The 11345-nt window shown below is 31.8% G+C and carries 9 protein-coding genes and 5 pseudogenes; 4 read left to right on the forward strand and 10 right to left on the reverse strand.

The window, feature by feature from the left end:
* From QM887_RS09635 to QM887_RS09660, 6 genes and pseudogenes are all read right to left on the reverse strand, one after another.
* The coding region (locus QM887_RS09635; protein ID WP_414271414.1) for an SAP domain-containing protein at positions 1–489 on the reverse strand (489 nt) is incomplete at its 3' end.
* Between the two features lie 115 nt (positions 490–604).
* A pseudogene (locus QM887_RS09640) lies at positions 605–908 on the reverse strand (helix-turn-helix transcriptional regulator).
* Positions 909–924: 16 nt separating this feature from the next.
* Entirely contained in the window at positions 925–1311 is a 387-nt protein-coding gene (locus QM887_RS09645; protein WP_313967414.1) for a hypothetical protein, read from the reverse strand.
* A gap of 152 nt (positions 1312–1463) precedes the next feature.
* Entirely contained in the window at positions 1464–2849 is a 1386-nt protein-coding gene (locus QM887_RS09650; protein ID WP_025170229.1) for a DnaD domain protein, read from the reverse strand.
* Between the two features lie 360 nt (positions 2850–3209).
* Entirely contained in the window at positions 3210–4508 is a 1299-nt protein-coding gene (locus QM887_RS09655) for a plasmid recombination protein (protein ID WP_414271415.1), read from the reverse strand.
* 751 nt (positions 4509–5259) lie between these two features.
* A pseudogene (locus tag QM887_RS09660) lies at positions 5260–5538 on the reverse strand (LD-carboxypeptidase); the annotation flags it as partial.
* 191 nt (positions 5539–5729) lie between these two features.
* Between QM887_RS09660 and QM887_RS09665 the strand changes: the two are divergent.
* The 3 genes and pseudogenes from QM887_RS09665 to erm(B) all read left to right on the forward strand — a co-directional run.
* Positions 5730–5813 (forward strand): annotated as a pseudogene (locus tag QM887_RS09665) (MLS leader peptide); the annotation flags it as partial.
* A gap of 48 nt (positions 5814–5861) precedes the next feature.
* Complete coding sequence (locus QM887_RS09670) at positions 5862–5945, forward strand: 23S rRNA methyltransferase attenuator leader peptide ErmL (protein ID WP_033602770.1); 84 nt, start codon at positions 5862–5864, stop codon at positions 5943–5945.
* 205 nt (positions 5946–6150) lie between these two features.
* Entirely contained in the window at positions 6151–6888 is a 738-nt protein-coding gene (gene erm(B) / locus QM887_RS09675; RefSeq protein ID WP_001038790.1) for a 23S rRNA (adenine(2058)-N(6))-methyltransferase Erm(B), read from the forward strand.
* Between the two features lie 382 nt (positions 6889–7270).
* On the opposite strand, the pseudogene QM887_RS09680 reads toward erm(B), so the two are convergent.
* Positions 7271–7429 (reverse strand): annotated as a pseudogene (locus QM887_RS09680) (LD-carboxypeptidase); the annotation flags it as partial.
* A 279-nt stretch (positions 7430–7708) separates the two neighbouring features.
* Positions 7709–8716: a type IV toxin-antitoxin system AbiEi family antitoxin domain-containing protein gene (locus QM887_RS09685; RefSeq protein WP_006149553.1), complete on the reverse strand. Its 1008-nt coding sequence runs from the start codon at positions 8714–8716 to the stop codon at positions 7709–7711.
* A gap of 224 nt (positions 8717–8940) precedes the next feature.
* On the opposite strand from QM887_RS09685, the gene QM887_RS09690 reads away from it, so the two are divergent.
* A complete protein-coding gene (locus QM887_RS09690) occupies positions 8941–9834 on the forward strand; it encodes a nucleotidyl transferase AbiEii/AbiGii toxin family protein (protein WP_115253929.1) in 894 nt (297 codons plus the stop codon).
* 494 nt (positions 9835–10328) lie between these two features.
* Here the strand turns inward: QM887_RS09690 and QM887_RS09695 are convergent, their stop codons facing one another.
* Both QM887_RS09695 and QM887_RS09700 read right to left on the reverse strand, forming a co-directional pair.
* Positions 10329–10949: a DJ-1/PfpI family protein gene (locus QM887_RS09695; RefSeq protein ID WP_006149547.1), complete on the reverse strand. Its 621-nt coding sequence runs from the start codon at positions 10947–10949 to the stop codon at positions 10329–10331.
* A gap of 137 nt (positions 10950–11086) precedes the next feature.
* Positions 11087–11345: pseudogene (locus QM887_RS09700) on the reverse strand (hypothetical protein); the annotation flags it as partial.

The raw sequence follows: 11345 nt of genomic DNA on the forward strand, positions 1-11345 counted from the left end.
ATTGCTAAATTCATCTGCACAAAAGTCTTTTAGAAATTGATTCCATTGGCAGGCTGAATTATCATACTTGGCGTAGTCTGACTCTCTATAGTATATTTTAATCATATCTTGGATTGTAAAATTTATGTTGTTGTCCCGTTTTACTTTTCGCCAAGCTGTTGCCATATCAGCATTAAATTTAAACGGATTAACACCTGTTACAGCTGAAAAATAATCACGAAATTTCTGATTAAAGGAAAACCCACATTCAAGTAATGATGTATTTAGGGTTATTATTTCGGTTTGATTTTTGTTTCTTTTCCTCAAAAATTTTTCTACTCTATTTCCCTTAAAATATTGTTCTATAATATGATTTAATTCTTTTTTTGTACATCTGTATTCTAATCCAAGGTGCTTACAAATTTGTGAAAGCTCTTCTCGATACCAGTAGTATCTGTTAAATTCTTCAAATGATTTTATATCTCTAAAATCAGGTCTATTTTCTTCCAAATGCTCACCTCTACAACTCCAAGTTTATCTTATTATACTACATATAACCATGCCACATAAAGGTATAACAGAAAATATTACAATCTTGTAATTACTGTAAGTTCCTCGCACTATATTAATCTTTCTTGTTAGCAAGAAAATTTTCTAAAAAAATAATAATTTCTTGTTTGTCTTCTTCAGTTAGTTCATACTCTCTTAATAAACTAACGATTTCTTCTAGCCCATCATCGCGACCTTTTAAAATTTCAAAAGATGTACCAAAAATTTCAGCTAGCTTTTCTACTGTTTCATCTTTTGGATTTCTTCCCCCGTTTTCCCACCTAGCGTACTGGGCTTGAGCTACACCTAGTTTTTCAGCAACTTCTAATTGAGTAAGTCCTGCATCTAGTCGGGCTTTTTATATTGTCTTTTACTCTTATAGAGCAAGATCCATTGTCATTTTTTTGAAAATAAACGTTGCCACCAGCTTTGTTTTGTTTCTAAAAGTAATGTTTCATTTTTGATAGTCAGTGCTCCAATAAGCTGGAGTTGATTGTTATTAGTCTCTAACATTTCAGCAATTTGTTTATCTTTTTGCTCAATTTGAGAAACATAAAAGTTACGTTCAGTCTCAAAATCAGCACGAATTTGCTCAATTTGCTCCTGCAATACAGTTTCTACACGATTGCTAGCATCATCTACATTGCTAGCATCTGTATAGCTCTCTTCTACAATACAGCGATCGACTATGTATTGTGTAATTGTTTTGTTCTCATTTTTAGCTAGTTCTACAAGTTTCTCCTTTTGTTCTTTTGAAACTCTCACACTGATTTGAACGCTCATTTTTTCTCCTAGCTGTTTTTATTTGCTACACAAATATAGCACTATGTATAGATACATTGTAGCACATTCTATACAATTCTACACACATAATTTCATGAAAATGCTTAAATAAGCAGCAAAAAAAGCAGTTTAATGCTGCTTTTAAAAATTGATTATTGTTTTCCTTCCTTCCCTTGTTTATCTGACCATAGATTCATAGCAGCTTCAAACTCTGGGCTGATTTTTACATCATCAGGGTTAGGCAAAGGCTCGTATGAAGGGCCATAGGTATCATCATGTAGCTTCCTAGCATCTGCTAATGAAGTTACATGATTATCTGACCATTCCTGCAATGTTGTCACAATATAATTAAGTGAGCTAGCTCCATTCTGAAGATACAAATTGTAAGCATACTCAAGTAATTGCTCCCTACATTCTTCAGAGAACTTTAGAATTGCTGCTACAATAGACTCTTTTACAGAATTGGTTACATTTGGAAACTTATTAAAAAAATCTGTGTATTGCTCTAATAACTCTACATTTTCTTTCTGATTTTCAATCAAATTCTGATCAGATTTAAACGTATCTCTGATTTTTTTAGCTTTAGCGATTGCTTTGCTTGCTTGTTCTCTATCAAGCAGTTGAGGATCTTTAAGTTGACTCAATAAGACAACATCTTCTTTACTTGTAAGATTTAACTTGCTTAGCTGAACATAAAAATCATGCATAAGACTAATCTGTTTCTCAGTTGAAGGTAATTTAACTTTCTCTTGTGACCAATAAAGATTAATTCCAACAATACGTCTGCTTTCTTTAATGGGTTCCATTTTTACATCTAGATCAGTATCTTTATTAATGCTCACAATCGCTGGAATTAAATGTTTAGTTTTAATAGCATTAAATCGTTCCATACTCTTTCCATTAGCTTTAAAAAGTCCTCTTAATTCTTCTAAACTGAGGCTGAGTTTTTTCTTATCTTGAGCAGTTGCAATTAATAAATGCTCGTACAAACTTTGGCCCCTTGAGTTAAGTTTTGAGAAAGTAGCAAGATTATAAATTAATGGATTATCCTCTTTCGAACGTAAAAGATCAATGATAGGAGTTAAACGTTCCTTACCAATCGGGGTAGAATTGAAAGTAAGATGATACATCCCTCGATTATATGAATAGTCACTAAAAATCAAAATTCCTTTAGCTTTCCCATTCTGAGGATTTGAAACCATTTCTTCATCCATCATCAAAAGACTATTTTCGGCAATTGTTTTTAAATCTTTTAAAATTCTTCTAGTATCATATTTTTGATAATTTTGATTATTTAAAAACTTCCTCAAATCGGTTAATGAAAACTCTGATTCAGCAAAATCATCTTCAATATTTGCATTAAGTAATGCAAATGAGAATAGTACATTTTGAGAAGAATTCATCTTATTGGCAAGATTAGTGATCAATAAACTCCGACTCTTAGCAAGTTCTGATCTTTCTATATTTGATAACTTCCAGACTTCCTCGTTATCATTATGTATCTGTTTTACTTCTTTAGCAGTTGTTTTTTCTGACATTTGTGCCCTCATTTTATTGTTAAATATATTATAGCACTTTTTTTCGCTAAAAACAACCATTCTTAATTTCGGTGTGACATAGTTGCGTTTTTCTTATATAATGTTTTTAATAGCGAAATGACGAACACAAAAATTAAACCCCGCATTTTCGTTTACTTTACCCCGCATTTTCGTTTACTTTACCCCGCATTTTCGTTTACTTTACCCCGCATTTTCGTTTACTTTACCCCGCATTTTCGTTTACTTTAATAAATAGAATCCCTCTGTTATAGGGTTTTTAGCCCCTTAAATCCCTTCCTACTATTACTATTACTATTACATACTGAGGAGGAGAAAAGAATAAAGGTTCCCCTAATTTATCTAACGATCTAAATCAAAATCTTGCCACAAACCTCCTTCAATTTCAGCTTCTTGACGTTCATAGATTTTATCTGAGATCTCATTTTTTTCCTCTTCAGATAAATATCTTTCAAACTCTGATTTAAAGCGTTTATAAGTATCAGCTTCTTCCTTAGCCTTGAAATACTTATCCCAAGCATTTCGATTCTCTTTTTCCAATTTAGTTTTCTCTTTTTGGAATTCTGCTTTCAGTTCTTTGATTACGTTCTTTAAAGATGAAATTGTAGAATGTAACTTTTTAATGAACCCTAATTGAAGAATAGACTCTTTAAAATCGTTCAACAAATTCGACAATGGGCTATAGTTCGCCTTCATGGCTATTCTATCAAACTCATCTTCAGGAACAATCACAACACGTTCACGGTTATTAAATAGCCCTCGCTCTTTGATTTCAAATTGACTTTTATCTACTTCAGTTTCACTGATCATTTTAAGACGCAACATAGCATTGATAGTTTCATCTTCTAATTTTGCTTTATCCAACTCTTCAGACATGTTTGCGACCTTATTCTTCAAGTGCTGCAGCTCCCTCTCTTCTTGCTGCTTCTGTAATTCAATTTGTCGCATAGTTTCTTTATATTCTCGCATATCCTTAATATCGTTCGTCTTACCTAACTTGCGTTCGATGTTAAGGTTTTTCATAAAGTATTGAATCCTATCAATTTCATGATCACGAAATTGTTTAAGTTGGCCACGGCCTTTTTCTTTAAATCCTTCCTGGAGAAGAGCTTTTGAAAAAGATGGTTGTTTCGAAAGACCATTTTTATATCCATCAGCAATAGGAACAACGTTAAAATGAGCGTGAGGAGCTCCATCTTCGTCTAAATGGACAACTGCATTATAGATGACTAAATGATCGTGCCGTTCATTAAAATCTCTTACGTAGCTTGCTAGAGCCTCTCCCACCTTTCTTTTTTTATTGAAATCCATTTTTTCCCAGTCAGATTTATTACCTACTGAGACTACAAATTCACGTTGCAGATCTAATGTCTTTGATTTTTTAACGTGTTTGTAGTAGTCTTCAATTTTTCTATCCTTCCTCCGTTGCTTTGAATTATAAGTATTTAAAGCATCGTCAAATTCATCGTGATAGACTTCTTTTATGTCACGTTTAATAATCGTGATATTTTCGTGGGACAATGCACGATTAATATGCTTGTGTTCATTACTCTTAAATTCTTCTTCGCTCAGATCTCTGTTATTATGACGTATATTTGTCATGCCAGTTTTTGTTTTGAAAGAAATGGTCATTTGATTCATTAGTATGTTTCCTCTCTTACTATTGTGATAGTAGTATGCCACAAAAAGCAAAATATAATAAAAATTTTTTAAAATTTCCGTTAAAAACGTAATTAACAAATTTATTTGAGTATTTGTTTTTTTAAAAAATGGACTTATATAGTGACCATCTTTTCAGAATTTATGGAACGCTATATAAGTCCATCTTTTCAGAATTTATGGACTACTATATAAGTCCATCTTTTCAGAATTCATGGATTACTATATAAGTCCATCTTTTCAGAATTCATGGATTACTATATAAGTCCATCTTTTTAAAATTCATGGAACACTATATAAGTCCATGATTTTTAAATCTATGGATTTCTATAGAGTTTTAGTAGCTTAAAGAGAAACATTTAGCCCAAAATGTTGGGCTACGGCGTGGGGCTATCGCTATTCCACGCCAACTATTGTCGATATGTAATCAGTTGTAAATAAAAGTATCTATCTCGGATCAAGCAGAGTTTCTGTTACTCTTTGTCAAAGAGTAACGTTTTTGTAGTTTTGACATTGCTGCGCAACGTACAAAACTAAAACGCTCTGCCGAGGGCTCAAGAGGGGGGGAACTCTGGTACACATTTGCTCCATAGTTTGGACTATACTCCACTCCTAAATAAAAACAGCAATTTCAAATAAGATTGTTTAGATGGAAATAATGGAGTGTTAAAAAAAGAAAAAACAATCGGATATTGATTGTTTGAGAATACAGAAAAAAGCTGAGAAATTCATCTCAACTTTCGTTGTTATAGTCAAAGCGAATGACTTGCTCCGTTGCGTCTACATACGCGTGGACTCCAAAAGGAACAATCGCTCTTGGTGCGGCATGGCCAACATTCAGATTATAGATAATCGGGATATTGTTGTCAATGATATTCAATAGTGCCTCTTTATAGTCGTCATAGAAGGTTTCATCCATGGGGTCCCGAGCGCCTACGAGGAATTTGTATCGATAAGAAATAGATTTAAAAATTTCGCTGTTATTTTGTACATTTAACTTGACGGTGACATCTCTCTATTGTGAGTTATTAGTGGTACAGTTTTCAACCGTTTTAATTATAAAAAAGTGGTGCATTTTTAAATTGGCACAAACAGGTAACGGTTATTGCAGGTGTATTTCTTATCTATGGGTTTAACATGGATTTTATCATTAAAATCATGAGTATTGTCCGAGAGTGATTGGTCTTGCGTATGGTTAACCCTAAAGTTATGGAAATAAGACTTAGAAGCAAACTTAAGAGTGTGTTGATAGTGCATTATCTTAAAATTTTGTATAATAGGAATTGAAGTTAAATTAGATGCTAAAAATTTGTAATTAAGAAGGAGGGATTCGTCATGTTGGTATTCCAAATGCGTAATGTAGATAAAACATCTATTGTTTTGAAACAGACTAAAAACAGTGATTACGCAGATAAATAAATACGTTAGATTAATTCCTACCAGTAACTAATCTTATGACTTTTTAAACAGACTAAAAACAGTGATTACGCAGATAAATAAATACGTTAGATTAATTCCTACCAGTAACTAATCTTATGACTTTTTAAACAGATAACTAAAATTACAAACAAATCGTTTAACTTCTGTATTTATTTATAGATGTAATCACTTCAGGAGTGATTACATGAACAAAAATATAAAATATTCTCAAAACTTTTTAACGAGTGAAAAAGTACTCAACCAAATAATAAAACAATTGAATTTAAAAGAAACCGATACCGTTTACGAAATTGGAACAGGTAAAGGGCATTTAACGACGAAACTGGCTAAAATAAGTAAACAGGTAACGTCTATTGAATTAGACAGTCATCTATTCAACTTATCGTCAGAAAAATTAAAACTGAACATTCGTGTCACTTTAATTCACCAAGATATTCTACAGTTTCAATTCCCTAACAAACAGAGGTATAAAATTGTTGGGAATATTCCTTACCATTTAAGCACACAAATTATTAAAAAAGTGGTTTTTGAAAGCCATGCGTCTGACATCTATCTGATTGTTGAAGAAGGATTCTACAAGCGTACCTTGGATATTCACCGAACACTAGGGTTGCTCTTGCACACTCAAGTCTCGATTCAGCAATTGCTTAAGCTGCCAGCGGAATGCTTTCATCCTAAACCAAAAGTAAACAGTGTCTTAATAAAACTTACCCGCCATACCACAGATGTTCCAGATAAATATTGGAAGCTATATACGTACTTTGTTTCAAAATGGGTCAATCGAGAATATCGTCAACTGTTTACTAAAAATCAGTTTCATCAAGCAATGAAACACGCCAAAGTAAACAATTTAAGTACCGTTACTTATGAGCAAGTATTGTCTATTTTTAATAGTTATCTATTATTTAACGGGAGGAAATAATTCTATGAGTCGCTTTTGTAAATTTGAAAAGTTACACGTTACTAAAGGGAATGTAGATAAATTATTAGGTATACTACTGACAGCTTCCAAGGAGCTAAAGAGGTCCCTAGCGCCTACGGGGAATTTGTATCGATAAGGAATAGATTTAAAAATTTCGCTGTTATTTTGTACAATAAGGATAAATTTGAATGGTACCATAAACGACCGTTTATGGTACCTTTTCATTTTCCTGCTTTTTCTAAATGTTTTTTAAGTAAATCAAGTACCAAAATCCGTTCCTTTTTCATAGTTCCTATATAGTTATACTTAATGAGTTATGGTACATTTAAATTATAAAATTAAGGAGGTTTTTTTATGATTTTTGGCTATGCTCGAGTGAGTACGGATGATCAAAATCTAAGCCTTTTAGCGAATGAGGTAGAAAGATAGGATTGAGTCCGAGGTCCTTGAGACGTTGAATACCCAAGTCCACTTCGTGCTTGACAAAGTCTTCACCCATAGTCCCACTAGATAAACTTATAATACCAATAGTAGAAGCCATATATTATCCTCCTAGAAAAAATTGATGCTATTGTATCACAAAAGATGAGGGAAAACAACAAGAATTAGAGTCAGAAGAAGACTTTTAGATCAAGAAAGTAAGCAAAAAGCAACCGCTCGATGTGCTTACTTCACTTCATCTACAGTCAAGTATAGATTGTTTAAATAGGATTCTAAATAATCAAGATCCATATCCAGTGATTGATAGGAATGAAGTTTTTTAGGGAAAGAAAGATTTTCAATAATAAAAATAGAGACTTAATTTGAAGTCTCTATTTTTTTATTTTCTACAAATATCATCTATGGTTCTTGGATAGAGTATCCCTAACTCCTTATCTTCTTTTGGGGCTACCATTTGATAGTCAAGATAGAATGTCAAATGATTTCTAGGATCATTCTTATATTTCTCAAACTCTGACTTGTAATCATAGTCTGCATTCTTCAAATAAAACGCAAGTGATTTATAATATGGGTAAGAATGATTAAATTTTTCTAGATACTCCCAAATCTTTTTAATATTTATATTTTCAGCCCGAATAAAGGCATCAAGAATTTCAGAAACACCTCCACTATACCCAGGTCTTACCATAGCATCAATTAGCGTTCTCTCAATATTTGTGGTTTTGATAGGCTTTGAAAAGCCAATGAGGTCCTTAGTTATAACGCCTGTATTATGAGTGTTTTTTGAATTTAGAACGTGTACTTTATAAGATGTGCCGTCATAACTAAAAGAGTAAATCATATTGGTACGTCGCATTTTTTTTGAGAATGCATAGTCAATCCGTCCCTGAGATAGATTATTTCCGTCTCCTGAATAAGAACTTTTTGGGAATTGTTCTTTGTTAATATAGATATCTTTAGGGGCATTAATAGTCAAGTCATGGATATACATAGCACTGTAATGAGATAAAAAAGAATTAGATAGTAACGACAAAGCAATTTCGTAAGGAGAAACGTAGGTATAAGATGCTACATAACGATTTATATAATCACCTTTATATTCATTCATGATTTTTATGGATTTAAAAAGCTCGAGCTTATCAACGACAATCTCGATAAATTTATTCAATGTAGCCTTTGACTTAAGTTTCCCTGTGTTTTTACCTTCCTCGAACTCCTCTTTAAATTTTTTAATAATTGATATTATAGACGTTCTGTTTAAAATATTTCCAAAATTCATTTGGGCTTCTAATACAATTTCGTCAGAATATTTTATAAAACCATAGATGTCTTTTTTTATATCATATTTTTTTAAAATCTTTTCAATTTCATAATCTGTAAGTGCCATCTAAGCAAACTCCTGAGTTATTTTTTTATAAATAATATTTTCTATAAGGTATGGTATATATACCATACCTTAACTTAATTTTTAATTTATAACCTTAAGCTATGGTATATATACCATAGCTTAATTATACAATAAAAAAATTTAAAAACAAGAGGATTTCCATATATTGTCTATTCGATAATGATATAATTAGAGTAGAATACAGTATTTTATAGGGGATACTTATGACGCCAGATGAAATTAGAAATACCATTTTAAAAGCAATTTACTCAGATAGTGACCTGAAGGAAAATTTAGTTCTAAAAGGTGGCAATGCTTTAAAACTTTATAACATAACTGATCGCTCATCTCAGGATTTAGATTTTTCAATCAAAGAATCTATAAGATATGAAAAAGAGAACGAAGGGAAAAAATTACAAGATTTAATTTCAGATGCCTTTCAGCAAGTTGGTTTTTTAGTTGTTGGATTTGAGTTCATTGAAAAGCCTAAAAAAAGGAAAGAAGACTTGCCTCCATTTTGGGGAGGATATAAGATTTCTTTTGCGATAGTCGATACAGAAAAGTATCAAGATAAAATAGAGCTACAGGATCCTGATAAAATGAAGGAGCTAAGTAAATACGGAGAAAATTTAGAAAACAATAGTAAAAAGATAGAAATAGATTTGAGCTATGATGAGTATGTTGCTGATAAAAAAAGTTATGATTTAGAAGGGACAACTATTTATTTATATAGTCCACTAATGCTTGTCTATGAGAAAATAAGAGCATCCTGTCAGCAGCTCGAAGATTACAAGTTAGTCGGTAATAAAACACGTGCTCGAGATCTATACGATATCTATAAAATATTAACAAATCCGAAACAAGCTAATTTACGTGAAGCTGTACTTGATCAAGACAATTTTTATATATTAGAAAATATTTTTAAAGCGAAAGATGTCCCCCTTGAACTCATGTTAAAATTAGATAGTAAAGAGTCAGATTTAGCTGAAGATTATAAAACAAAAGTTATCCCTCAAATAGCTTCTAGTGAAACTGAAGACTTTGATTATATCTTTTTTTACAACAAAGACTTGTTCGAAAAACTATTTGAAGAATATCAAAATTATAAACAAGAATAATAAAGTTTTAATTCTGAAAAATATGTAGTATTTTTGTTACCTGAAATTGTTATCATCACAACTTTCCGAAAAATTGGTCTTTTTCGGAAAGTTGTATCAATAAAATTGCGTATGTCCTTGAGGCTCTAGGGTTTTTAGCGATAAGTTACTTGCGAAGATATCTGAAAAACGCTCAGAATTGTCATGTCAGCATCAAAAATGCGCATTTTCTGTATGAAAAAACGTAAATCGAAGTCAGTTATACAAAAATGACGTAGAGTTCTGCAAGTCTTACGCTTACAAATTGTTTAAGCAACTAAAATATAACCCCCACTTTCTAATTCCGAGAATACATTTGAAATAAAAAAGAATGCTGACAAATCAACATTCTTTTTTGGTTTTGTTTTAAGAAAAATAGATATTTTGTCTGTTTAGCTACCAAAATGCTACCAATAGACTTTTTTATTTCTATCGTCTTTAATACTTTATATTCCGTTCGACAAACTGGAATTTGATTATTTGGAAAATGTATTCATTAGTTCTCCGAAATAACTTGCCTTTCCTGTTGAAAAGTAGTTGTACCATGCTTCTATGGTTTCAGAAGAATATATTTCTAACTTTTCAAAGATATATTTTGCCCAAAGCAACGAACCAGCGGAACTTGCTGTTATTAAATTATCATCAGCTACAGCAGCGACATCTTTATAATATTGCTCTCCATTATAATTCGATGACATACCTGTTAAGAAAAACAAAGCATTACTTGTATGGTATTGTGTGTCTAATATTCCCACATTTGCAAGTCCCAAAGTTGCTCCGCAAATCGCTGCAACCAATACCCCTTTTTCTATTAAGCTTTTGGCTACTTCAAGAATAGCTGTCTGTTCTGTACTGCCCCAAGTATCTGCACCAATCAGCAACAATGCCGCTGCTTGATTTTCATCTAATTCATCTAATGTAATATCGGGAATCAAAGTCATACCACCAGCAGTTTTTATAGGCTTCCTAGAAGTAGCTACGGTACATAATTCATATTCTTGTTTTGGCAACATTTTTTGTAGTGTTAATCCTTGTAAAAAGTAGCCATTCTCCCAGTCTGCCATCGTATCTAGTAAATACATATAGATTTTCTTCATTTCTTACTTGTCTCCTTTAAAAATATTTTTATTGAATAATTGAAAGGCTTTTTCTGTAATGAAAAATAATATACCATATTTTTCTAAACCTTTTAGAACATATATTTAATATGGCTATCTCCTCGTCAAATTCAAATCTAGTGAATTATATATTCCTCTATTTTGTAGCTATATTCTTTTAGAAGTCCCCGTGAATAAATTTTTTTATTTTTTGAATCTCTAACTTCTTTCCAAAGGATAGCCGCAACTTTTAACTTGTTGGAGTAATGATTGCTAAATTCATCTGCACAAAAGTCTTTTAGAAATTGATTCCATTGGCAGGCTGAATTATCATACTTGGCGTAGTCTGACTCTCTATAGTATATTTTAATCATATCTTGGATTGTAAAATTTATG

The sequence above is a fragment of the Streptococcus infantis genome, from assembly GCF_047460875.1.
In the GTDB taxonomy this organism is placed as follows: domain Bacteria; phylum Bacillota; class Bacilli; order Lactobacillales; family Streptococcaceae; genus Streptococcus; species Streptococcus infantis_AA.

Bases quoted from the DNA above. Each gene is read 5' to 3' on its own strand.
- QM887_RS09645 (WP_313967414.1), bottom strand. From the start codon at position 1,311: ATGAGCGTTCAAATCAGTGTGAGAGTTTCAAAAGAACAAAAGGAGAAA.
- QM887_RS09650 (WP_025170229.1), bottom strand. From the start codon at position 2,849: ATGTCAGAAAAAACAACTGCTAAAGAAGTAAAACAGATACATAATGAT.
- QM887_RS09655 (WP_414271415.1), bottom strand. From the start codon at position 4,508: ATGAATCAAATGACCATTTCTTTCAAAACAAAAACTGGCATGACAAAT.
- QM887_RS09670 (WP_033602770.1), top strand. From the start codon at position 5,862: ATGTTGGTATTCCAAATGCGTAATGTAGATAAAACATCTATTGTTTTG.
- QM887_RS09685 (WP_006149553.1), bottom strand. From the start codon at position 8,716: ATGGCACTTACAGATTATGAAATTGAAAAGATTTTAAAAAAATATGAT.
- QM887_RS09690 (WP_115253929.1), top strand. From the start codon at position 8,941: ATGACGCCAGATGAAATTAGAAATACCATTTTAAAAGCAATTTACTCA.
- QM887_RS09695 (WP_006149547.1), bottom strand. From the start codon at position 10,949: ATGAAGAAAATCTATATGTATTTACTAGATACGATGGCAGACTGGGAG.